24 protein-coding genes and 1 other annotated feature are annotated in these 23,716 nt (G+C 45.8%); of the genes, 7 read left to right on the top strand and 17 right to left on the bottom strand.

What is annotated here, in order from left to right:
• Positions 1 to 4: 4 nt before the first annotated feature.
• Genes GJB59_RS13845 through GJB59_RS13830 form a run of 4 tightly spaced genes read right to left on the bottom strand, consistent with a single transcriptional unit; the run spans position 5 to position 2,544 of the window.
• Positions 5 to 322 carry a thioredoxin family protein gene (locus GJB59_RS13845; protein WP_142829421.1) on the bottom strand — a complete coding sequence of 106 codons (318 nt, stop codon included), beginning with the start codon at positions 320 to 322 and terminating at the stop codon, positions 5 to 7.
• A gap of 12 nt (positions 323 to 334) precedes the next feature.
• Positions 335 to 850: a hypothetical protein gene (locus tag GJB59_RS13840; protein WP_142829423.1), complete on the bottom strand. Its 516-nt coding sequence runs from the start codon at positions 848 to 850 to the stop codon at positions 335 to 337.
• A gap of 59 nt (positions 851 to 909) precedes the next feature.
• Positions 910 to 1,428 (bottom strand): DUF84 family protein, encoded by a 519-nt coding sequence (locus GJB59_RS13835; RefSeq protein ID WP_142829425.1) that lies wholly within the window; start codon positions 1,426 to 1,428, stop codon positions 910 to 912.
• Between the two features lie 42 nt (positions 1,429 to 1,470).
• Positions 1,471 to 2,544, bottom strand: coding sequence for a M42 family metallopeptidase (locus GJB59_RS13830; RefSeq protein ID WP_142829427.1), 1,074 nt, complete (start codon positions 2,542 to 2,544; stop codon positions 1,471 to 1,473).
• Between the two features lie 279 nt (positions 2,545 to 2,823).
• On the opposite strand from GJB59_RS13830, the gene GJB59_RS13825 reads away from it, so the two are divergent.
• Positions 2,824 to 3,138 (top strand): PepSY domain-containing protein, encoded by a 315-nt coding sequence (locus GJB59_RS13825; RefSeq protein ID WP_142829429.1) that lies wholly within the window; start codon positions 2,824 to 2,826, stop codon positions 3,136 to 3,138.
• Positions 3,139 to 3,164: 26 nt separating this feature from the next.
• On the opposite strand, the gene GJB59_RS13820 is transcribed toward GJB59_RS13825, so the two are convergent.
• From GJB59_RS13820 to pepV, 6 genes are all read right to left on the bottom strand, one after another.
• On the bottom strand, positions 3,165 to 4,019 hold the full coding sequence (locus tag GJB59_RS13820) for a YtnP family quorum-quenching lactonase (protein ID WP_142829431.1): 855 nt from the start codon (positions 4,017 to 4,019) through the stop codon (positions 3,165 to 3,167).
• Positions 4,020 to 4,041: 22 nt separating this feature from the next.
• Entirely contained in the window at positions 4,042 to 4,692 is a 651-nt protein-coding gene (gene trmB, locus GJB59_RS13815) for a tRNA (guanosine(46)-N7)-methyltransferase TrmB (RefSeq protein WP_142829433.1), read from the bottom strand.
• Between the two features lie 22 nt (positions 4,693 to 4,714).
• Positions 4,715 to 5,623, bottom strand: coding sequence for a diacylglycerol/lipid kinase family protein (locus GJB59_RS13810; protein WP_142829435.1), 909 nt, complete (start codon positions 5,621 to 5,623; stop codon positions 4,715 to 4,717).
• A gap of 23 nt (positions 5,624 to 5,646) precedes the next feature.
• A complete protein-coding gene (gene thpR / locus GJB59_RS13805) occupies positions 5,647 to 6,189 on the bottom strand; it encodes an RNA 2',3'-cyclic phosphodiesterase (RefSeq protein ID WP_142829437.1) in 543 nt (180 codons plus the stop codon).
• 92 nt (positions 6,190 to 6,281) lie between these two features.
• Complete coding sequence (dat, locus tag GJB59_RS13800; protein ID WP_142829439.1) at positions 6,282 to 7,130, bottom strand: D-amino-acid transaminase; 849 nt, start codon at positions 7,128 to 7,130, stop codon at positions 6,282 to 6,284.
• Between the two features lie 17 nt (positions 7,131 to 7,147).
• Positions 7,148 to 8,521 carry a dipeptidase PepV gene (gene pepV, locus GJB59_RS13795; RefSeq protein ID WP_142829441.1) on the bottom strand — a complete coding sequence of 458 codons (1,374 nt, stop codon included), beginning with the start codon at positions 8,519 to 8,521 and terminating at the stop codon, positions 7,148 to 7,150.
• Between the two features lie 301 nt (positions 8,522 to 8,822).
• Here pepV and GJB59_RS13790 point away from each other — a divergent pair, with 301 nt between their 5' ends.
• Positions 8,823 to 9,044 carry a DeoR family transcriptional regulator gene (locus GJB59_RS13790; protein ID WP_142829443.1) on the top strand — a complete coding sequence of 74 codons (222 nt, stop codon included), beginning with the start codon at positions 8,823 to 8,825 and terminating at the stop codon, positions 9,042 to 9,044.
• Between the two features lie 40 nt (positions 9,045 to 9,084).
• Here the strand turns inward: GJB59_RS13790 and GJB59_RS13785 are convergent, their stop codons facing one another.
• Both GJB59_RS13785 and GJB59_RS13780 read right to left on the bottom strand, forming a co-directional pair.
• Positions 9,085 to 9,798, bottom strand: coding sequence for a pseudouridine synthase (locus GJB59_RS13785; RefSeq protein ID WP_142829445.1), 714 nt, complete (start codon positions 9,796 to 9,798; stop codon positions 9,085 to 9,087).
• A 10-nt stretch (positions 9,799 to 9,808) separates the two neighbouring features.
• Positions 9,809 to 11,413: a putative polysaccharide biosynthesis protein gene (locus GJB59_RS13780; RefSeq protein WP_142829447.1), complete on the bottom strand. Its 1,605-nt coding sequence runs from the start codon at positions 11,411 to 11,413 to the stop codon at positions 9,809 to 9,811.
• A gap of 128 nt (positions 11,414 to 11,541) precedes the next feature.
• On the opposite strand from GJB59_RS13780, the gene GJB59_RS13775 reads away from it, so the two are divergent.
• Entirely contained in the window at positions 11,542 to 12,825 is a 1,284-nt protein-coding gene (locus GJB59_RS13775) for a BaiN/RdsA family NAD(P)/FAD-dependent oxidoreductase (RefSeq protein ID WP_142829449.1), read from the top strand.
• A 288-nt stretch (positions 12,826 to 13,113) separates the two neighbouring features.
• Here GJB59_RS13775 and leuS read toward each other — a convergent pair whose 3' ends face one another.
• From leuS to GJB59_RS13760, 3 genes are all read right to left on the bottom strand, one after another.
• Complete coding sequence (gene leuS, locus GJB59_RS13770) at positions 13,114 to 15,525, bottom strand: leucine--tRNA ligase (RefSeq protein ID WP_142829451.1); 2,412 nt, start codon at positions 15,523 to 15,525, stop codon at positions 13,114 to 13,116.
• Positions 15,526 to 15,568: 43 nt separating this feature from the next.
• Positions 15,569 to 15,775 (bottom strand) — a binding site (T-box leader).
• 44 nt (positions 15,776 to 15,819) lie between these two features.
• Complete coding sequence (locus tag GJB59_RS13765) at positions 15,820 to 16,473, bottom strand: 3-oxoacid CoA-transferase subunit B (protein ID WP_142829453.1); 654 nt, start codon at positions 16,471 to 16,473, stop codon at positions 15,820 to 15,822.
• Between the two features lie 17 nt (positions 16,474 to 16,490).
• Positions 16,491 to 17,183 carry a CoA transferase subunit A gene (locus tag GJB59_RS13760; protein WP_142829455.1) on the bottom strand — a complete coding sequence of 231 codons (693 nt, stop codon included), beginning with the start codon at positions 17,181 to 17,183 and terminating at the stop codon, positions 16,491 to 16,493.
• 176 nt (positions 17,184 to 17,359) lie between these two features.
• Here GJB59_RS13760 and mnmL point away from each other — a divergent pair, with 176 nt between their 5' ends.
• Complete coding sequence (mnmL, locus tag GJB59_RS13755; RefSeq protein ID WP_142829457.1) at positions 17,360 to 18,313, top strand: tRNA modification radical SAM protein MnmL/YtqA; 954 nt, start codon at positions 17,360 to 17,362, stop codon at positions 18,311 to 18,313.
• The gene (gene mnmM, locus GJB59_RS13750; RefSeq protein ID WP_142829459.1) at positions 18,310 to 18,873 is read left to right on the top strand and encodes a tRNA 5-(aminomethyl)-2-thiouridylate-methyltransferase MnmM; all 564 of its coding nucleotides are present in this window, start codon (positions 18,310 to 18,312) and stop codon (positions 18,871 to 18,873) included. The genes mnmL and mnmM overlap by 4 nt, the downstream gene beginning before the upstream one ends.
• Positions 18,874 to 18,930: 57 nt before the next feature.
• On the opposite strand, the gene GJB59_RS13745 is transcribed toward mnmM, so the two are convergent.
• Positions 18,931 to 19,791 (bottom strand): hypothetical protein, encoded by an 861-nt coding sequence (locus tag GJB59_RS13745; protein WP_142829461.1) that lies wholly within the window; start codon positions 19,789 to 19,791, stop codon positions 18,931 to 18,933.
• A 266-nt stretch (positions 19,792 to 20,057) separates the two neighbouring features.
• Positions 20,058 to 22,064, bottom strand: coding sequence for a heavy metal translocating P-type ATPase (locus GJB59_RS13740; RefSeq protein ID WP_142829539.1), 2,007 nt, complete (start codon positions 22,062 to 22,064; stop codon positions 20,058 to 20,060).
• 283 nt (positions 22,065 to 22,347) lie between these two features.
• On the opposite strand from GJB59_RS13740, the gene GJB59_RS13735 reads away from it, so the two are divergent.
• Both GJB59_RS13735 and GJB59_RS13730 read left to right on the top strand, forming a co-directional pair.
• Positions 22,348 to 22,890, top strand: coding sequence for a recombinase family protein (locus GJB59_RS13735; protein WP_142829463.1), 543 nt, complete (start codon positions 22,348 to 22,350; stop codon positions 22,888 to 22,890).
• Between the two features lie 31 nt (positions 22,891 to 22,921).
• Positions 22,922 to 23,716 (top strand): LTA synthase family protein (locus GJB59_RS13730; protein ID WP_369122945.1); only part of this gene is annotated, 795 nt, incomplete at its 3' end.

Here is a 23,716-nt window from a genome sequence, read left to right as displayed (position 1 = left end):
ATTGTTATTTTGGCAAATTCGAAATAAACCCTTCGATTTCTGCTTGCGTTTTGCGATCTTTGCTGACGAATCTTCCAGTTTCGTGGCCATTCGCATAAGCAAGGAAGCTTGGAATGCCGTAAACATCCTGCTCGATGCACAAATCAATAAACTGATCGCGATCTACGGATACAAAAGTATAATCTGGGAACGCTTTTTGGACTTCAGGCATAACAGGATCAATGACGCGGCAATCCGGACACCAGCCTGCCGTAAACATGAAAATCGCTGCAGATTCTTTTGTCAATTCATGGAATTCTTCCGTTGACTGTAAGCTTTTCATTGTACTACTCTCCTATTCGTCACTATCAATTGAACGGACTGTTTTCATCATCCAGTCCATATTTTGTGGGATTTGGTTTTCTGTTGTTACAGTCGTCAATTTAACACCACCGGCGCTGACTACAAGCTCCAACTGGTCATCCGCAATCTCTTCTACTGTCGCAAATCCGAAGCGGCCATTTTGCTGAAACGTCTCATCCGCTACCCAAAGCTGTTCGGAATCCTCTTTTTGAAGATCATAGAAAAAAGTGCTGGCAGCTCCTTCGTTCGGATTGATGAGTAAAGCAAAAGAATCGCCGCCTTTTGTGATTAAGCTATCAAAGCCATCCGATGGTTCTTCAATATTATAGCCGCTCGGAACATACAAATTGGTTTTTCCGACTGTTTCGTTGGCATTTTCCGGCTCGTCTTCAAACGCGCCTTGCGCATTTGCTATTCCCTTTACAATCTGCTCTTCTGGCGTTGCGCTGCAGGCAGCCAACATACCTGCCAGCAAAAGCAGCATAAAAATTAATCCATACCGAGGCACACTTTTTCCCCCTTACATTACTGCTCCTTATTTTAAAGGTGTTTACATGGACATGCAACTTAATCGCTGTCCCGCTGGTATTGACCAATCAGCAATTTGACGACATGGCTGAACATTTCACCCCGATTGACGAAACCGTCTGTCAGGATTCCGACTGCGCCTTTATGATGGCGGATTCCGATTTCATTGGCATAGTCGTCCATGACAGGTCCGAGTTCAATGCCCTTATGGAGGCCTTCTGCAATCTCGGGTGGCAATGGAATCTGAGCTCCAGCCGCTGTATACATGCGCCCATCCTGAGTTGCTAAAGCACCCCAGTTGCACAGATAAAGAATCCCTTCCATTTCGTAGACGCCGCCCTCCAAGCCAATGGCAAAATCAAAATCACCTAAAGCATTTTTGGCCCTGTTTACTGCACCTTGACGCGTTTCCTGCTGCGAGAAAGGCTGCGCTGACACTTCCGATTCGGCATCTACAGCAGATAAATCGACTGTCCACTCCATGTCCGTAAGAACACTTGATACGGCGTTGATTTTCGCAGGATTTTTTGAGGCAATTGCTGCACGATTTTTTTTCATCTCCACTGTTCCTTTCCAAAAAAAAGAGCCCGCAGGCACTTTTTAGACATTTTGTTTGATGGTCTCAAGCGTCGTTCGGTCAGTCGCTTTCACTAGTTTCGTCAATAGCTCTTTAGCTGCTGCATAATCATCTGTGTGGATAATTGATGACGATGTATGGATATAGCGGGAACAGATTCCAATGACTGAACTTGGAACTCCTTCGTTCGTGGTGTGCACGCGTCCTGCATCTGTGCCGCCCTGTGAGACGAAATATTGATAAGGAATGTTATGTGTTTCAGCAGTATCCAGGATAAATTCACGCATGCCGCGGTGAGTCACCATACTTTTGTCGAGAATGCGCAATAGGGTTCCTTGGCCCAGCTGGCCGAATTCATTTTTGTCGCCTGTTGCATCGTTAGCCGGGCTGGCATCGAGAGCAAAAAACAGATCCGGTTTGATCATTGTGGCAGCCGTTTGGGCACCGCGCAAACCGACTTCTTCCATAACTGTCGCACCGGAAAATAATTGATTCGGCAACTTTTCATCTTTCAGTTCTTTCAGGAGTTCAATGGCCAGTCCGCAGCCATAGCGATTATCCCAGGCTTTGGCCATGATTTTCTTTTCATTGGCCATTGGTGTAAAGGGGCTGTACGGCACGATTTGCTGGCCGGGACGGATACCCATCGCCAGCGCATCTTGTTTGTCGTCTGCTCCAACGTCAATCAGCATGTTCTTGATCTCCATCGGTTTGCTGCGAAGTTCTTCGCTCAACAGATGAGGAGGAATCGAGCCGATAACACCTTGAATTGCTTTTTCGCCAGCAATGATTTCAACGCGTGTTGCCAGCATCACCTGGTTCCACCAGCCGCCCAAAGTCTGGAATCGGAGCATGCCGTTATCGGTAATTTGGGTTACCATAAATCCCACTTCATCCATATGGCCCGCTACCATAATGCGCGGTCCATCCTGCTGTCCATCTTTTACGCCGAAGATGCTTCCCAGGTTGTCTTGAATAAGTCGGTCGGATACTTTGCCGAGCTCCTGCCGCATAAATTTCCGGACTGCATGTTCACTGCCTGGCGCTCCAGGCAATTCCGTTAAGGTTTTAAACATTTCACGTGTTTCAGCATTCATATCAAAATTCCTCCTATGTAAGTAGCAATGATTTCCGCGGGCCTGGCAGCTGGCGAAAATCATTAGTTCGACTTATATCACACTTTTCCATACGCCGTTAGAACCTTAATTTCTTATCATTACTTATATAATAACTTGTCTCCATTCAGTTTAGAGCTTTTATCAGAAAATTTCCAGTTTTATATTTCGTTTTTCGAAAGAATACCATCTTTAATGCTATCATTTCGCCCTTCAAAATTTTATGGTACAATTTATCCAGTAATCAGAGGAGGGATTTTAGTGAACAATCGTGATTTGCTTATTGGATTTGCTACAGGTGTAGCAGCAGCCTATTTGGTAAAAGAATTGTATGATCGCAAGGAAAAACTATACCCGGCAGATGACGTACTAAAAGAAGTCAAATCTGCATTTAAAGAAGAAGGCCCCATTGATGGCTCTTGGATTTTCATGAAAACCGAGCCATACAAGCAGCACGCGTTAACGACTGAAGTTTATAAAGGCGGCATCACTCGCCATAAGGAAGACGAACTGCAGCAATTCGAATTTTTGGCTGATGCCTTCACTGGCGCAGTCATTGAAGTAAAACAGGTGTAAAAAAAGGAGCCCCTCGGCTCCTTTTTTTACACCATTTTTTCCTTGCGTACAAGCGATTCAACAATTTCTTTGCCGTCCGCACTCCATTTTAGGATACGGTAGTAGGCGTCATGGTAAAAACTGAAGTAATAGCCGTTTTCCAGCGCTTCCTTCATCAGCTTTTCTTTTGCATAGATCGAGTCCATCGGATAATCGTCAAATGCCAATACCCATAATGGGTTCTGATGAGCATGCGTTGGCATGATGTCTGCCATATGCAGGATGGTTTCATTGCCGCTGGTCATCTTGATAACGCTGTGGCCATCCGAATGGCCGCCTGTATGGATTAACGTTATGGCATCAAACAAGATTTTCTCTCCTTCAAAAGTTTCGACTTGTCCGACAATCGGTTCCCAATTTTCTTTCCAGTATGTGTTGCCTGAACGGATATTCGGATGCTGCATTTCATTCCATTCGACTGCGGATACATGAATTTTTGCATTCGGAAATACCGATACCATCTCGTCGCCTTGCCATTTTGTCAAACCGGCTGCATGGTCTCCATGAAGGTGGGTCATCAGAATTGTATCAATATCTTCAACGGTCAAACCGAGCTCCGCCAAATCCTTTTCAACCCGTGACTGCTCGGAAACCCCTAAATTACGCAGTTGGCGATCTGTCAATTTGCCATCGCCCAACCCACTGTCGATCAAGATATTATGCCCTTCAAATTGGACTAATATCGGATGTGTCGGCAATTCGATTTGATTTTTTTCATTTGCCGGATAACGCTTTGACCAGATGACTTTTGGCACTACCCCAAACATCGTGCCGCCATCCAGAAAAGTCGTCCCCCCATCAAGCCAGGTTAAAACCATGTCGTGAAATTGAAATTTCTGCATTCCCTTTTCCCCCTTGTCATGATCAGCTAACTGAAAACTGTGCTTCCATCCGGTAAATCGGCTGGCCTTTTTTCGAAAATTTTTCTTCGTATTCGGTCATGATGTTCCATTCGGGTTCATTGTCATGAAGATCCAATGAGACCTCTTTCAATAACATACCATACTCAGAAATGCTCGTAAGCGAATATTCAAAGAGTTTGCGGTTATCGGTTTTGAAATGAATTTCTCCATTTTCCGGCAATACCGCTTCATAAAGCTCCAAGAAAGATTCGTGCGTCAAACGACGCTTGGCGTGGCGCTTTTTGGGCCATGGATCCGAGAAGTTCAGGTATAGCCTGTCCACTTCCCCTTTGTCGAAATACTCGGCAATTTTTTTGGCATTGACTTTCAAAAGCCGCAGGTTAGGGACGCCGTGCTCTTCTTCCAAAACTGTTTCCAGTGCCGTTACAATCACGCTGTCGAAAAGCTCGATTCCGATGTAATTGATATGCGGATTGGCTTTTGCCATTCCAATGATAAAACGGCCTTTGCCGGTTCCTGCTTCGATGTGGAGCGGGTGTTTATTGCCGAAGACTTCCTGCCATTTACCTTTTTTCTGCTCTGGGTCCGGAATTACAATTTCCGGATGCGTATCGATTAAATCTGCTGCCCATGGTTTAAAACGTGATCTCATGTTTCATCCTCTTTCTATTCCTTTAATATATTGATTTCCAATCATACTGGCTGACCGAATAAACGACCATTTCGTTTGGAAGGCTCATACCGGCATCATCACCATCGATATGCCGGCAAACCGGCTTGTCAGTCGATAGCCTGAATTCCGTGCTGCTCATCTGGCTGACCTCTTTAAAACGTGTATGTGCTCCGCTGAATACCGTACCAAAAACCAGCAATAGTTTCAAACGTGAAATTTGGTGGACGACCGTCAATTCAAGCAATCCGTCGTCTGTTATTGATGCAGGGGAAATTCGCATGCCTCCCCCAAAATAGGGCTGATTGCTGACCGTTGCCAACCAGACATCGCTGTAAGTGATCCACTTGCCATCGACTTCCACGGACAAAGTGAATTTTTCGAACTTCAAAAACGTCCGGACGACATACAAAACATAAACCAGTTTGCCGATGCCCAGTTGATTCATTTTTTTCTTACTGGCTGACCGGTTGACGGCGATGGTGATCTCTGCGTCAAAGCCGATCCCTGAGCTGCTGACAAACTGAAAACCAGTGCCATCAATAAGTTGCGCCAAGTCTTCTCTACGATATACAGGATTTAAGAGAAATTTCTCAATTGCCCGTGCGTCCTTGAATGTACCATAAGCTCTTGTGAAATCATTGCCGGACCCTGCTGCTACGGAACCGACAATCAGCTCTTTGGCACCGGCCGCGCCGGCGACAATTTCACGCAACGTGCCATCTCCGCCAAATCCGATCAACAAGGCAGATTCCTGCCGTTCCCGGTAGCCAGCCGCAATCTCAGCAGCGTGCCCCGAAAAGCGCGTCGTGACCTGGTCGAACGGAAAGTTGACAGTTTTAACAAAACGGTGCCATTTTTTTAACGCTCTGCCGTTACCCGCTGCGGGATTAATGATAAATACTATTTTCATAAGCACTCGCCTACCGTCTTTTGCTATTCAACATCTTTTTCCAACACATAATTCGCTATCTTTCGATAACGAGGATTTTCCTTTGGCGCAATTTGGAACAGTGAGAACTCCGTTACTTCGAATCGCATCTTGCCGATCGAAAACTGCGGTTCGCCAGGAGCACCGCCAGCCCATTTGCTGGCCAATGTAATGTGGGGTATAAATTCTTTCGGGTCTGGCCGGATCTGCAGCGGTTCAAGAGACTCCAGTACCTGCCGCTGAAGCCCCTGCAGCTCTTCGCTGTTTTCCAGCGAAGCATAAATGATACGGGGTGTTGAGGGGTTGCCGAACGCCTTTATGCCATCAACTGCCAAGCTGAACGGCGGTTGCTTGATACTGGACAGCAATTTTTCAGCCTGGCCGATTTCATCGTATACATCTTCTCCGATAAACAGCAGCGTGATGTGCATGTCCTGTGGAGGCGTTTGCCTTTTATGGCTTTGCATATTCCATGAGCGGCGTTCTTCATCCAGTTTTTTCGAAATTGCAGATGGGATCTTTATCCCAATAAAATAATGTGGCTTCATTGTCATCACCTGGTTTCAGTTTACCATGTGCGCAGACACAAAAAAATAGTGATTGGCCGGAGCCAATCACTTTTCTTCTGAACATTTTGAGATTACGATTTCACGCCTACCCCAATTCGTACTTCAAAAGCAGACTGCAGTTTGCGGGTCAATTCTCCCGGTACGCCCTGTCCGATTTTTTGGCTGCCAATCTCAATAACAGGCATTACTTCTGTAGTCGTTGAAGACATGAAAAATTCATCCATTTCGAGTGCCTGTGTTTTTGTAAAGGCTTTTTCTTCCACTGGAATGTCCAGCTCTTTGCACAGCTCAAGAATAACTCTTCTCGTGATGCCGTTCAAAATGAGGTTATTGGCCGGATGAGTATAAAGAGTGCCGTTTTTGATGCCGTACATATTTGATGAACAGCCTTCTGTCACAGTTTCACCCCGGTGCAGAATGGCTTCGAAAAAGCCTTCTTCGGTAGCTTCCTGTTTTGCCAGCACGTTGCCGAGCAAGTTCAAGCTCTTGATGTCGCAGCGAAGCCAGCGGATATCCTCGATAAACTTGGCTTTCACTCCTGACTTCATGCTTGCGACCGGACGCTCTACTGATTTGGTGTTGCCGGTAATGACGGGCTCTGCCTGAGTCGGGAACTGATGTTGGCGTTCTGCAGCACCACGTGTGATCTGAACATAAACTTGGCCGTTGTTGATATTATTCATTTCAACGAAATCATACATCATTTTATGGAAAACATCTTTTGTATGAGGAATGACGATTTTGATTTTATCGGCACTCTCATAGAAGCGGTCGATATGCTCTTTTGCTGTAAACAAATTGCCGTCATATACGCGAATCACTTCATAGATCCCGTCCCCAAACTGGTAGCCGCGATCTTCCTTCGAAATCACCAAGTCTTCTTCACGAATAAACTCTCCATTGTGCAATATCAAATCCATATCCATTCCCTCTTTCCTCATTTTTTGCAAGCCAATTGATAAATCGCTTCTGCGTAAATCGCAGTCGCTTTAATTAAATTGTCGATGTCGACAAATTCATCCGCTTGATGCGCAACATCCGGTTCGCCAGGAAACAGCATTCCGAATGCTACACCTTTATCCAATACGCGCGCATAGGTGCCTCCACCAATCGCAAGTAAATCTGCTTTGTTGCCGGTCTGCGTTTCATATGCGCTTTGCAGCGTTTTGATGAACGGATCGTTTTCGTCCACATAATGAGGAGGAGAATTGGACGCAATGTCCAGTACGAAATCCTTCAACTGATAGGCAGCCATCTTTTCTTTGAATGGGTAACTTACAGAATAACGCATGCTGACAGTAATCATAGCGGTTTTCTTTTTCTCGAAACGAATAATTCCGGCATTGAACGTTGTTTCTCCGGATTGATCATCTGCGAAATCAAGGCCCAGTTTGCGTCCCCGTGAATCCTGGTAGAACGTATCGGCGACAAATTCCACAAACTTTTGGCCATCGCCTTCTAAACGGTCTTTCAAGAACAATGCCAGCAGAACTCCGGCATTAATGCCGTTTTCCGGTTCCATCGCATGAGCCGACTTGCCATTCAAGGTCAATTCAGTCGAAGCGTTGTGCTGCTCCACGACACCGGTCACCTTGTGCTTCAAGCAAAATTCTTTAAAATCCTCTTGCCATTCTGCCAGCTGCCCATCTAAAATTGCAGTTGCCTTATCGGGCACCATATTGGTCCGATGTCCAGCTATAAACGATTCAAGGATCGCATCCTCATGCATCGAGAACGTTGAAAAATTCAGGCTGGCAATTCCTTTTTCAGCATTGATGATAGGGAAGTCTGCATCCGGCGCAAATGCGGCTGCAGGCATTTCTTCTGTCTCGAAATAGCGGTCCATACAGCGGAAGCCGCTTTCTTCATCCGTACCGATAATCAGACGCACCCGCTTCGTGAATTCCATATCCAAATCTTTCAGCATGTTCAACGCGGTCCATGCCGCAATAGTCGGCCCTTTGTCATCGATGGCCCCACGTCCGTAGAGGCGGCCGTCCTGAATCTCTCCGCCGAACGGGTCTTTTGTCCAGCCTTCACCTGCCGGCACAACATCAACATGCCCTAAAATACCGAGCAGCTCTTCACCCTGACCGATTTCCAGGTGCCCTGCAACATCTCCAACATTTTTCACCGAATACCCTTGTGCTCTTCCTTTTTGCAAAAACCAATCCAATGCCTGCTTGACTTCTTTTCCAAAAGGAGCTGTTGGCGTTGTTTCTTCGCTTAATACGCTGGGAATCGCCACTAATTCCTGCAATTCACTCAGCATGGTGTTCTTGCGTTTCTTTGCTTCTAACAGCCAATCCATGTTTCACACTCCTTTTTGTTATGGCTATTGTACACCTTTTTTCAGGAAATTAAAGAATTTGACGGTAATTAACACAAAAAATTCTGTCTTTCTATTGTTATTTTTACGTAAAAATAAAGGAAAATCCTAGAATTCGAGATGTTTTTCCGCTATAATCAAATTGTCAGACTAGTTAGATTGACACATCTTTTTAGGAAAAGGGGCTGTCTTTGGCATCTATCATTAACCGGCTGTATAAACCTCAGCACATCGTCCGCTAGTCTTTGCCAATGGAAAAAGATGAAGGAGTGGTTCTATTAACATGAAACCTACAACCGATCGCATGCTCATTCGAATAAAAGATATGTATAAGTACATTCTCGAAAATGGGACTGTAACGACGCAAGATCTTGTCGACGAATTCGGCATCACTCCTCGCACCATTCAAAGAGATTTGAATGTGTTAGCCTTTAACGACTTGGTGACCAGCCCAACTCGAGGCAAATGGACAACGACGCAACGAAAAGTGAAAATGACGTCCTAAAAAGATTTCCTAAACAAAGAAAATGACCGCAGCTATGCGGTCATTTTCTTTGTTTTAAACTGGTTACTTCCTCTTCCGTCAAATGGCGGTATTCTCCGAGTCCAAGCTCCGGATCAAGGCTTAACGGTCCCATCGACAAGCGCTTTAAGTACACCACTCGTTTGCCGACACTTTCAAACATCCGCTTGACCTGGTGGAACTTGCCTTCGGTGATGGTCAATTCAATTTTGGAAACAGGACCGCTTTCAAGAATGTTCAAGATGGCCGGTTTCGTTACGTAGCCATCGTCCAGCTCCACGCCCTTTTCGAACGCCTTGCCATCCTCTTCTGTAACTAGCCCCTCAATCAGCGCATAATACGTTTTGTCCACGTGCTTTTTGGGCGACAATAATTCATGTGCCAGTTTGCCGTCATTCGTCAGCAACAGAAACCCTTCGGTATCCTTATCCAAGCGTCCAACAGGGAACGGCTCGAAATGCCGCTCTTGTTCGTCCAACAGATCGATGACCGTTTGATCGTATTTATCTTCTGTCGCTGAAATGACGTCCTGCGGTTTATTCATCAGCAAGTAGATAAACTCGGTATAGGCAACAGCTTCTCCACCCACCAGCACGATGTCGGCATGTTCGTCGACGTGCACTTTCGGATCGCGGACGACTTCGCCATTCACTTCCACTGCATTTGTCTTCAGCAGGATTTTCACTTCTTTTCTGGAGCCGTAGCCCATATTGGAAAGGAATTTATCTATGCGCATTGTGCCACTCCTAAAAACCGAATTTCCGGGAAATTCTTGTTATTTTCGAGCCCAGCAACTTCTGTGCCAAACCGGTTTTCAAGCCAAGGTAGCCGTAAACGATTGCCCCGACACCGCCGACCAGAATAATGCGCAGCAATGACAGGAATTTGTTGTCCATGCCAATAAACAGATCCAACCCTGAAAGAGCCAGATAAACTGCACCCGCCATGATCAAGTTCAAGATGACGATCAGGATGACGCGTCTGCCCACCATCTGCGAACGGTAGTTCATGGTTTTGACGATGACCAGCATGTTCATGCCGATAGCTGCCACATACCCGATGATCGTTGCCGCAATTGCACCGTCTGTTTCAAAACGCTCAATCAGCGGAGTGTTCAAAATCGCTTTCAGCAGAAGTCCAGTAGACAAGTTGATAATGATCCATTTTTGTTTGTTGATGCCCTGCAGGATTGAAGCCGTCACCGGAAAAGCTGCAAACAAGATAGCAACCGGCAAGTAATGCGCTAAAATTTCAGAACCTACATCACTGACTTCGTAGAACACATGGTACAACTCATCAGACAGCATCGTCATGCCGATCACCGCTGGCAATGTCAAAAACAGCATAACCTGTATCGATTGATCGAGTGTCCGTGACACTTGAAGATGTTCATTGCGCGTAAAGTGTTTGGTGATCAGCGGAATCAAAGCCATTGAAAAACCGGTGGCCAGCATAACTGGAATCATCACCAGTTTATGGGCAGTCAAGTTCAGAATTCCAAGCAAGTCGATATCCGAGACATTGCCGCCGGAACTCATTGCCCGGTTAAAGGTCATCAAATCGACAAATTGGAACAAAGGATTGGCAATTCCAAGGAAAATGACCGGAACCGCATAAACCAAAATTTCTTTGTACATATCACGTAATTTTACGTCGTAGGATTCAACAGAATTTGCCAACAGGCGATTATACTCCGGTTTTTTCTTTTTCCAAAAATAGCCTAAAGTGACAATTCCGCCGAGCGCCCCGATGGCCGCAGACAATACAGCGAATTGAATCGCCGTTTTCGGCGTGCCGTCAAATAGATAAATGACCGCAAAAGCTCCGCCCAACAGGAAAATAATGCGGACAATCTGCTCGACCAGCTGCGAAACAGCCGTCGGCATCATGTAATTATAGCCTTGGAAAAATCCTCTCCAAAGACTCATGAATGGTACGACAATCAGCGCAAAGCTGACCCAACGAATTGCTTCTGTGACATCTCCAACCGAATAAATTCGCTCGTCTTCAGAAATCGTGATGCGGGCAAGCGGTTCGGCAAAGAGGTAAAGCAGCAGAAAAGAAACAAAGCCGGTGATCATCATCGTCAGCAATCCTGACTTTAACAACCGCCTCCCCGTTTCATAATCTCCGAGGGAATTGTATTTGGCGGTAAATTTCGAGAATGCGATCGGAGCTCCTGAAATGGCCAGCGCCAGCATCAGGTTATACGGTATGTATGCGTATTGATAAAGACCGATATTGTCTTCTCCCACCATGCTGTAGAACGGGATGATATAAATAACTCCAAGGATTTTCGATAAAAATAAACCCAATGTTAAGATGGCTGTACCTTTGATTAATGACGACATTTTGCACTTCCTGACTTGTTCATGATAAAAGCAATCTACACGATAGTTTACACCTATAGAAGAAATTACTCAACGTGTTTCGCCTCATCGTGTATACTGAGAGAAAAACGAAAGCGAGTTCTTATTTTATGTATGACGTTATAATCATCGGCGGGGGTCCCTCCGGTTTAATGGCTTCGATTGCCGCAGCTTCCAACAACCAAAAGGTTTTACTGATTGAAAAAGGAAAGAAACTAGGAAAAAAATTAATTATTTCCGGCGGTGGCCGCTGCAACGTGACCAACCGTCTGCCTCTTGACGAAATTGTGAAACATATTCCAGGGAACGGCCGATTTCTCCACAGCCCGTTTTCCGTATTCAATAATGAAGACATCATTTCCTTTTTTGAAGGTCTTGGCGTCGCTTTAAAGGAAGAAGATCATGGACGAATGTTCCCGGTATCAAACCGGGCACAGGACGTGGCGGAAGCCATGTTCAAAGAAATGGATCGGCTGAATGTTGCGGTGCTGCTCGACTCACCCGTTAAAAAACTATTGATGACCGACGAGCACATAACGGGTGTCCGGCTCCATACCGGCGAAGAGTACACAGCTAAAGCAATCGTGGTAGCAGTCGGCGGCAAGGCCGTACCGCAAACCGGTTCTACTGGGGACGGCTATCCGTGGGCGGAAAAAGCAGGGCACACAGTCACTGACCTCTATCCGACCGAGGTACCGCTGCTGTCGAAAGAACCGTTTATCGTCAGCCGGGAACTTCAGGGACTGGCGCTTCGCGATCCGGCTGTGACGGTCCTGAACAAAAAAGGCAAAGTGCTGGTGACGCATCAAATGGATATGCTGTTTACCCATTTCGGATTGAGCGGCCCGGCTGTTTTGCGCTGTAGCCAGTATGTCGTCAAGGAAATGAAAAAAAATGGCGGTGCGCCTGTTGAAATGCGCATCAACTCTTTGCCGGATGAAAATGCTGAATCCGCTTTTCAGCTGCTCTATAAAATGATGAAAGACGAACCGAAAAAATCGGTTAAAAACGTTTGGAAAAGTCTCGCCCAGGAGCGGTGGCTGCTGTTTCTTCTAGATCGCGCAGACATTGATCCCCAAATAACCGGTGCGGAACTGCCAAGCGACAAGGTCCGTGCATTTGCGCAACAGTTGACTGCCTTTGCCATGTTCGTAAACGGTACACAGCCGATCGAAAAAGCGTTCGTCACAGGCGGCGGGGTTTCCATCAAAGAAATTGAGCCGAAAACGATGGCTTCCAAAAAGAAACCCGGCTTGTATTTCTGCGGTGAAATTCTGGATATCCATGGCTATACAGGTGGCTATAATATCACATCTGCACTGGTGACCGGCAACGTCGCTGGCCAAAGTGCAGCAAGATTTGCAAAGGAAAGCCCCATAGAAAGCGGAGTTTAAGCGCTATGGACAACAAAACCGATTTTATTCTGCTGCTTGTCTATTTCCTGCCATTGCTAATCATTTTCGGCGCCCTGCTAATCGGACGCGCTTTTGATAAAAACAAGAAAAAATGATGCTTTCCAAATTCCGCTCTGTTCATCAACTCTTTTGAGGCTGTTCGGAGCAGTTTATATAGTGATCATTCTTAAGTTCAACTTATATCGCCTAATATTGATTAACCAAAAAAGAGCCAGACTGAAGAATTCCAGTCTGACTCTTTTTATTATTTATAATCCGCTTTTCTTTTTAGCCTACAACAATATTGACCAATTTCCCTGGAATGACGATGACTTTGCGTACTTGTTTGCCATCTGCAGCTTTTTGGACATGTTCGTCCGCAAGTGCTGCCGTTTCCAATTGTTCTTTTGTGCTGTCTTTAGCAACAGTCAGCTTGGTTTTCACTTTGCCGTTCACTTGCACCACAACTTCCACGACATCGTCGACCAGTTTCGACTCGTCGTACTGCGGCCAGTTTTCATATGCGACTGACCCTTCATGGCCCAATTTCTCCCATAGCTCTTCTGCCACGTGAGGTGCGATTGGCGACAATAGTTTTACGAAACCTTCTACATATTCTTTTGGAATCGAATCGACTTTGTAGCCTTCGTTAATGAACACCATCATTTGTGAAATCGCTGTGTTGAAGCGCAGCCCTTCAAAATCGTCCGTCACTTTCTTAACCGTCTGGTGATAAATTTTCTCCAGTTTGCCATCGTTGGCACCAGTGACTTTCGCACTCAATTGCTCGCCATCCATCAATAGGCGCCAGACGCGGTCCAGGAAGCGGCGGGAGCCGTCCAAACCGTTTGTCGACCAGGCAATCGAAGCTTCTAAAGGACCCATGAACATTTCGTACATGCGCAATGTATCTGCTCCGTGGCTTTCGATGATTTGGTCCGGATTGACGACATTGCCTTTTGATTTTGACATCTTCTCATTGCCTTCACCCAGAATCATCCCTTGGTTGAACAGCTTCTGGAATGGCTCTTTTGTCGATACCACACCGATATCATAAAGCACTTTATGCCAGAAACGCGCATACAATAAATGAAGTACGGCATGTTCGGCACCACCGATATAAACATCAACCGGCAGCCAGCGTTTCAAGAGTTCCGGATCAGCCAGCATTTCATCATTGGTTGGATCGATAAAGCGCAAGTAATACCAGCAGCTTCCTGCCCATTGCGGCATCGTGTTGGTTTCGCGGCGCCCTTTCATGCCGGTTTCAGGATGGACAATATTGACCCATTCGTCGATATTGGCAAGCGGTGATTCGCCTGTACCGCTCGGCTTGATGTCTGTCGTGACCGGCAGCATCAACGGCAAGTCTTTATCTTCGACCGGTGTCATCGTGCCGTCTTCCCAGTGGATAATTGGAATCGGCTCGCCCCAGTAACGCTGGCGGCTGAACAGCCAGTCACGCAAACGATATGTGATTTTCTTTTCGCCGACTTGTTTGTCAACCAACCAGTTGATGGCTTTTTCAATGGCTTCTTTCTTGTTCAAACCGTTCAGGAAATCAGAATTGATCAATTCGCCGTCGCCTGCATATGCTTCTTCTTCAATATTGCCGCCTGAAACAACTTCCACAATCGGCAATTCAAATTGCTTGGCAAATTCGTAATCGCGTTCGTCATGAGCCGGAACTGCCATGATCGCACCTGTTCCGTAAGTTGCCAAAACATAATCAGCAATCCAAATCGGCATTTTTTCGCCGCTTGCTGGATTGGTTGCATAGGCACCCGTGAAAACGCCAGATTTGTCTTTCGCCAAATCGGTGCGCTCCAAATCACTTTTCGTCTTGACGTCATCAATGTATTTTTCAACAGCCTGTTTTTGCTCAACCGTCGTGATGCCAGCCACCAATTTATGCTCAGGAGCAAGGACTGCATAAGTCGCGCCAAAGATCGTATCAGGACGTGTCGTGAATGCACGGAAGGAATGTTCCGTATCAGCTACCTGGAATTCCAGCTCCGCCCCTTCCGATTTGCCGATCCAGTTGCGCTGCATGTCTTTCAGGCTTTCCGGCCAATCCAATTCATCCAAATCTTCAAGCAAGCGATCTGCATATTCAGTAATGCGCAGCACCCATTGGCGCATTGGACGGCGCTCTACCGGATGGCCGCCGCGTTCGGATTTGCCGTCGATCACTTCTTCGTTTGCCAGAACTGTTCCAAGTGCCGGGCACCAGTTGACTGCCACTTCATCTACATAAGCAAGGCCCTTATTGTACAATTGGATAAAAATCCATTGGGTCCATTTATAGTAAGAAGGATCTGTCGTGTTTATTTCACGGTCCCAGTCATAGGAAAATCCAAGTTCCTGAATTTGGCGCTTGAATGTAGCGATGTTTTTAGCAGTAAATTCTGCAGGATCATTTCCGGTATCCAGTGCATACTGCTCTGCCGGGAGACCGAATGCATCCCAGCCCATGGGATGAAGGACGTTATAGCCCTGCATGCGCTTCACGCGACTCAGAATATCGGTTGCCGTGTAGCCTTCCGGATGTCCAACATGAAGGCCGGCACCCGATGGATATGGGAACATATCCAATGCATAGAATTTCGGTTTCGATGGATCATCCATCATTTTAAATGTTTTGTTGTCTTGCCAATATTTCTGCCATTTTTTCTCCACTGTTTTGTGATTGAATGTCATTTTCCAGTTCCTCCTCAAAAATAAAAACTCCCGTCCCTCATAAATAAGGGACGGGAGTTTTCCCGCGGTACCACCCAAATTAGCGATCGCTCGCTCAACTTGATTCCTTAACGCGGAAAACGGTGTATCTTACTTGGTTTCACATACACGGACTCCAAGGCGAGTTCACTTGTGTGTTTTGCCGGCTTGCACCAAGCGCCGGCTCTCTGTGGAAAACACACAACCTACTAGTCCTCTTCACTGTCATTGGTTATTGACTCTATTTTAGACGAACCGCCGTTTTTTGGCAATAGCCTATGAGACTTTAACGTTTTCCGTATTCAACGGCGCATCGGTGGAATCGATAATATCCTGAACCGTAAAGCCCTCGAATACTTCTGTCAGCACAAGTCCCGCATCTGTCACTTCGATGACAGCACGTTCCGTGATGATTTTGTTGACTACAGCTTTGCCGGTCAGCGGCAAGTCGCATTGCTTTTTGATTTTGGCCGAACCGTCTTTGGAAACATGGTCCATAATAACAATGACTTTTTTAGCGCCATGGACCAAATCCATTGCACCGCCCATGCCTTTGATCATTTTCCCTGGGATCATCCAGTTTGCCAAGTCGCCGTTTTCAGCTACTTCCATGCCGCCAAGAATCGCCACATCGATGTGCCCTCCGCGAATCATCGCAAATGACTCCGCACTTGTAAAGAATGCAGACCCTGGAATCGTTGTGACGGTTTCTTTTCCAGCATTGATCAAGTCCGGATCTACTTGGTCTTCTGTCGGGTAAGGCCCAATTCCCAATAGTCCGTTTTCTGATTGAAGCACAACACTTTTGTTGTCGGAAATAAAATTGGCTACCAAAGTCGGCATGCCGATTCCCAGGTTGACGTAATCGCCATCTTTAATTTCTTTTTCGGCTCGTCTTGCAATTCGTTCTCTCACTAATTGTTTGTCCACGATTTTCTCCACCCTTCCTAAACAGTGCGCGTCGTTAGACGTTCGATGCGTTTTTCCTGTGTTGCTTGAAGCAAGCCTTGAACGTAAATGCTTGGTGTTTGTACATGGTTCGGATCGATGTCGCCGATTTCCACGACTTCTTCCACTTCAGCAATGGTGATCCTTCCAGCGGCAGCAGCAAGCGGATTAAAATTCTGAGCCGTCTTGTTGTACACCAAGTTGCCCATCTTATCTGCCTTATGCGCCCGTACGAGTGCAAAATCAGCTTTTAAGGCATGCTCAAGAACATACTCTTTGCCGTCAAATTCACGGATTTCCTTGCCTTCCGCTACAGTTGTCCCGACGCCAGCTGGTGTAAAGAAAGCCGGAATCCCTGCTCCGCCTGCGCGCATTTTTTCAGCAAGTGTTCCTTGCGGCGTCAGTTCCACTTCGATTTCACCCGACAGCACCTGGCGCTCGAACTCTTTGTTTTCGCCTACATATGAACCAATCATTTTTTTAATTTGTTTATTTTTTAATAACAAGCCCAATCCCCATTCGTCCACTCCACAGTTATTGGAAATGACGGTCAGATCGGTAACCCCTTTATCAACCAGTGCTAAAATCAATTGCTCAGGTATTCCCACTAATCCGAACCCGCCCACCATAATTGTAGCGCCGTCCTGGATCTGTTCAACTGCTTCTTTTGCAGAACTGTAAATCGGTTTCATTCCATTATGCCCCCTCTGCCTTATCAACTGAAAAATTGATTTATAAAACGCTTCCATTTCAATTTAAACAAACTATTGATGCAAACGCAATATTCTTAAAAAACAGGGTTTGAATTGCCTGGGATTGTGGGCAGTTTTGTCTGCATGCTACACTATTAACAGAGGAGTTGTTTGGAGTGAATACAGAATTTCCTTTTTCATCTGATGGAAAACGCTACTATACATGGAATCGCCACTTGCGTGATCATTTTGGCTTTAAGGTGATGAAAATCGCACTGGACGCAGGCTTTGATTGCCCAAATCGGGACGGCACGGTCGCACATGGCGGCTGCACTTTCTGCAGCGTCGCAGGTTCCGGTGATTTTGCAGGAGACCGGGTTGATCCGATTCCCGAGCAGTTCGACAAGATCAAAGAAAAAATGCACCGCAAATGGAAAGACGCGAAATACATGGCTTATTTCCAGGCTTATACCAATACACATGCTCCGTTGCCGGTCATCAAGGAAAAATTCGAAGCAGCGCTTGAGCAGGAAAACGTCATCGGCTTAAGCATTGCGACACGCCCTGATTGCCTGCCAGACGATGTGGTCGATTACTTGGCGGAGCTGAACGAACGGACCTATCTGTGGGTGGAGCTTGGACTTCAAACCGTTCACGAGCGGACAGCGCTGCTGGTCAACCGTGCCCATGATTTTGAAAGCTATGTCGAAGGCGTTACGAAGCTGCGTAAGCGCGGCATCCGTGTTTGTACCCACATCATCAACGGCTTGCCGCTCGAAGACCGGGACATGATGATGGAAACCGCCCGTGAAGTGGCCAAACTTGATGTCCAGGGCATTAAAATTCACTTGCTTCATCTTTTGAAAGGCACACCGATGGTTAAGCAGTATGAAAAAGGCATGGTCGAGTTTCTGGAAAAACAGGAATACATCAATTTGGTAGCCGATCAACTTGAAGTGCTGCCAGCTGAAATGGTAGTCCAGCGCATCACCGGCGACGGCCCGATTGACTTGATGATTGGACCCATGTGGAGCGCCAATAAATGGGAAGTCTTAAACGGCATCGATGCCGAACTGGAACGCCGCGGAAGCTGGCAAGGGAAAATGTCTACTGGGAGCGTGGCTCGATGACTTTGCAGCGTGTTTTGCCGTATACAAAGTTTTTGCTCGAACAAGCCATTTCGCCCGGAGACTCCGTAGTGGACGGTACAGCGGGGAATGGCCATGACACCCACTTCCTTGCAGGGTTGACCGGGGCATCAGGGAAAGTTTTTGCTTTTGATATTCAGGAAGAAGCGATCCGGGCGACTGCTGAACGGGTCAACGGATTTCAGCATGTCGAACTTGTTCACGACAGCCATGCTAAAATTAAGGAATACGTGTCCTCTCCGATATCTGCTGCTGTTTTCAATCTGGGGTATTTGCCTAAAGGCGACCACAGCATCATCACCAAAGCACAAAGCACATTGGCAGCTCTTGAACAATGTTTGGAGCTTCTGCAAGTTAAAGGTTTGCTGCTCGTCGTCGTCTACAGCGGCCATGACGGCGGCAGCGAAGAACGGGATGCGGTCTTGAAATTTGTTTCCGCACTGCCGCAAAAATCTTTCGACGTCTTAAAATACGAATTTATCAATCAACAGCATTCTCCGCCTTTTCTGTTGGCGGTTGAAAAAAAACAGACGCACCAATAAAAAACGCACAAAGGAGCAGCTGCTCCTTTGTGCGTTTTCTTTTTGAAAAGGCACGGGTCATTGAAGATTCCAGTTCACATCTGTTTGGAAACTCTGCTGATAGCTCAACAGCTCCGCGTTGCACATGGCAGCATATGCTTCAGATTCTTTTGCAGATTCAACTGCTTCCGCTACTGAAGCATCCACTCGCTCCCCGGTATCCAATGCCTCCAGTAAAATTAGAGCTGCCTCGATGCGGTAAAGAACTGCTCCTTCAAGATACAATTTATAGTCATGGAGATGCTGGGCATACTCTGTAACGCTTTTAAATTCCACGTGCCTAATGTGATCCAATAGCGACTCATACTTCTTTTGGATCTTTTCCAGATGGACAGGTAGCGATTGCTTGCTCACCCCCTCAGGATTAGCAACAAACCTTCCCCAATGCTTTTCCCACACCTCATTGAACTTGCTGTTCATTTCATTAATTTCCAGCCAGGCGTAGTTCATAGAATGTTCCTGTTTTCCCAGAACGGCATGAGCGATCTTCGGCTCATGAAAATCAGCTGAAGGCACATCTACATCAGCTGGATCCTCTAGTTGAAGGGTCACCATGCGCCATTGTTCCTCTTCTAAATGAGAGAGAAATTTTTCTATCAACTCATTTCTTATAGCTTCCAGTTCTTCCGCTCTGCTGATATCAATCTCTTCAACTTGCTTGTTTTCTTGAAAGTTCACAAATTTGCTTGCCGGCTCATCTTGTTCTGTCTTTTCTTCTGGAGTAGGGATGCGCTCAAGATTTCCTTCAACTTCAAAACAACCTCCCAACAAAAAGCATGCCAGCATGAAATTGCCCGCCATAATGGCGCGGCCATCCGTTCGATTTTGCCTGATCATGTAATCAACCTTCTTCCACAGGTTGTTTTTACGCAATTCCACTGCCTGATCAGCACTAAAGCTCCTTTCCTATTATTATGCTGCATCTCTCATATACAAAATCAACGAACATCAATTATGTACTATTTTTTAAAAAATATTAACATTATTTCAATACCATCTTTTCCCTTTTTTAAAACCTATATGAGACATTAAATGAAAGTGATGAAAAGCTAAAAAATATCCCTTTTCAGAAACAACTTTAACAGCAAAACGAAGCCGATCTCTTACTGCAGAAGATCGGCTTTACATACATCAAGTTGTGGGTTTCATACCTTCAATAGTTTTGCGTTGATTGCGACTATAACTGTGCTCAAACTCATGAAAACTGCACCGATTGCCGGGCTCACAACAATTCCCCAAGGCGCCAGCACACCTGCAGCCAGTGGGATGGCAAAAATGTTGTAGCCTGTTGCCCACCATAAATTCTGGACCAGCTTCCGGTAAGTTTTTTTGGACAGGTCGATCAGTGCGACAACATCATTAGGATTGCTTTTTACAAGCACCACGTCGGCCGTTTCCATCGCTACGTCTGTTCCAGCTCCAATTGCGATACCAAGATCTGCTGTTGCTAGCGCAGGTGCATCGTTGACTCCATCCCCCGTCATCGCCACTTTCCAGCCTTTGTCTTTGATTTTTTTGATGTGATTGGCTTTGTCATCCGGCAATACTTCCGCGTAAACTTCATCGATTCCGACTTGTTTGGCTACCCAATCGGCGACTTTCCGATTGTCTCCTGTCAGCATAATCGATTGAATGCCTTTTGCCTTTAAAGCAGCCACTGCCTCTTTCGCGGTATTCCTAACAATATCCGCCAAGGCAATCATTCCAACCAGCCTGTCTTCCACGAGAACGAAGACGACTGTCTTCCCTTCTTCTGACAACTTATTAAACCGGTTGTGATTGTAGCTTAAGTCATTGCTATTCACATAACCTGGGCTGACTACATTGACTTTTTGTCCATCCACAGTGCCTTGGATGCCTTTGCCGGTAATCGATTCGAAATCACTTACTTTGCCGATTGAAACATTTTGATGTTTGGCAGAAGCGACGATGCCTGCCGCAATCGGATGTTCCGAATTTTGTTCGATAGCCGCTGCCAGCTGCAACAATTCTTCGTTGGCATAGCGGCTTTCAGAGAAGATATCGGTGACCCCAAACTCGCCTTTTGTAAGAGTTCCGGTTTTATCAAATACCACAGCATCCAAATTCCTTGCTCCTTCAAAGTTTGCACGATCCCGGATCAGCAGGCCTTGTTTAGCAGAAATGGATGTCGAGACGGCAACAACCAATGGCGCCGCCAGACCTAAGGCATGAGGACATGTAATAACCATGACCGTAACCATTCGCTCAATGGCAATATCAAACGAGTACCCCAATGCCAGCCAAGCGAATAAAGTGATAAACCCTGCCGCCAACGCTATATAAAAGAGCCATTTGGCTGCACGATTTGTCAGATCCTGAGTTTTGGATTTAGATTCCTGTGCTTCTTTAACCATCGTAATGACCTGGGATAGATAGGATTCTTTCCCTGTTTTCTCCACTCTGATAATAAGAGAGCCTTCTTTGTTCACCGATCCTCCGATAACATCATCGCTGACTGATTTATCAACAGGGACGGACTCCCCAGTCAGCATCGATTCATCGATGGTCGACGTTCCCTCCAGGATCACTCCATCTACCGGAATTTTTTCGCCCGGTTTTACTAGAACCCGGTCCATGTTCCGGATCTGAGACAAGGGCACTTCCTGGACTTGATCGTCTTCATCCAATTTATGAGCTTCGCTCGGCATTAGTTTCACCAGCTGTTCCAGCGCATTGGAGGCACCCATTATGGAACGCATTTCAATCCAATGACCGAGCAGCATGATGACGACAAGTGTTGCCAGTTCCCAGTAAAGCTGATTGCCAGCCCACCCGAAAACCACCAATGTACTGTAGCTATAAGCAATTGTGATGGCCAAAGCGATTAATGTCATCATGCCGGGATTTTTGTCTTTCAGCTCATTGATGCCCCCGGTTAAAAACGGCCAGCCTCCGTAGAAAAATACAACGCTCGATAAAGCAAATAAAATATACAAATCGTTTTCAAAACGCCAGTCGACTCCCATGAAGTGCTGAATCATCGGAGACAGTGCCAAAATCGGAATGGTAAGAACCAACGACACAAAAAAGCGCTTTTTGAAATCTTCTACCATGTCGCCATGGCCGTGGTGCTCATGAGGAATATGCTCTTCGGGTTCAGAATACCCCTCTGCTTCTTGAAACGTCGGCATGTCGTGATGCTCCTTCTGATGATGACCACTTTTGTTTTTTTCCAATGGGACCCCTCCCTTTTTCACTTTTCAGATTTTTACTCTATTATAAAATCAAATTATCGAGAATGTATGCAGAAAGCTTTGCTGTTAAACCTGGGTTTCTATGTAAATGCAATTTTCTCATAATCTTCTATTCAAGCATTAATGTATTGCCAACTAACCCAAAATAGAACCTTTTTGGAACTATCTATATTAAGATATGTTATGATGGTTACAATCAATTATGTAAGGGGATTTTTAAGTGTTGATAGGATATGCAAGACCAAGCATCGAAGATCCGGATTGCAAAATCCAGCAAGCGCTTTTGGAAAATTCCGGCTGTACGGAAGTTTTTATAGAAACACACGCCTCTCCGAAAAAACGCGAGCAGCTCCACAATCTATTGGCAAAGGCGGCTTTTGGCGATAAAATCGTGGTTTCTAAACTTTATACATTTGCAGATTCTACCAGGCATTTAGTGGAGCTATTAGATAAACTCGAAACCGTGGGGACTTCCCTCTTTTCAATACAGGAAAGCATCGATACAAATCACGGCCAGCAATATGCGTTCACTAAAATTCTCCACTGTTTGGCTGAATTCCAACGTGATGCCATCAGTGAGAAAACCAAGGCCGGCCTGTCTGTCGCCAAAGAAAAAGGGGCAGTCTCTGGCCGTCCGCGCAAACCGGACAAAAATGTAAAAAAAGCAATTGAAATGTACAACAGCAAACAATACAGCTTAGCTGAAATCAAGGAAAAGACCGGCATCAGCAAATCCACTTTATACCGCTATTTGGAATATTAATGCTTGGCGTTCCTCCAAAAGGAGATTTTACATGTTAAATAAAAAATGGCCAAAACACACCATACTGGCAATAGCCATCATCGCCACCTGGTTCAAAACTTATATTACTTATCAAACTGGCTTTTCAATCACAATTGATAATGTCATGCAGGAAGCCATTCTGTTTCTCAGTCCGCTAAGTCTGCTTCTCTTTTTATATGGATTATCGCTATTCTTTAAGAAACAAAAGAACAAAAATCGGTATTTGCTGCTGATGACCCTCGTCACTTCTATTATTTTGTATGGCAACGTCGCTTTCTACAGATTTTTCAGCGACTTTATTACATTGCCCGTGCTGTTTCAAACTGATAATTTCGGGGATCTTGGTTCAAGTGCTGCAGCAACTATCTATCCTGCAGACCTTCTATACTTCAGTGACTTTATCCTGTTGCTGGCGGCAGTCAAGTTTATAAAGATTCAGGAAGATAACAAGGAATCCCGAAGCAGCCATCGGCGAGCCTATTTCGTTCTTTCCGGCGCCGTGTTATTTCTGAATCTCGGATTGGCTGAAGCAGAACGCCCACAATTGTTGACGCGCAGTTTCGACCGGGAAATGCTGGTTAAAAACCTTGGCATGTACAACTATCATTTATACGATATTTATGTTCAATCCAGATCACAAGCACAGCGGGCATTTGCAGATGGTTCCGAACTAACCGATGTCCACAACTATGTTCGAGCCAATAGAGTTGAACCATCTGAAGAAATGTTTGGAATAGCTGAAGGCAAAAACTTAATTGTCGTAACCTTGGAATCGATGCAGAGCTTTACCATCAATGAGCAAATG

It is taken from the genome of Planococcus soli (genome assembly GCF_016881065.1).
In the GTDB taxonomy this organism is placed as follows: Bacteria; Bacillota; Bacilli; order Bacillales_A; family Planococcaceae; genus Planococcus; species Planococcus soli.
Note: the sequence above shows the minus strand (reverse complement) of the source record. Positions and strands in the feature narration are given on the sequence as shown.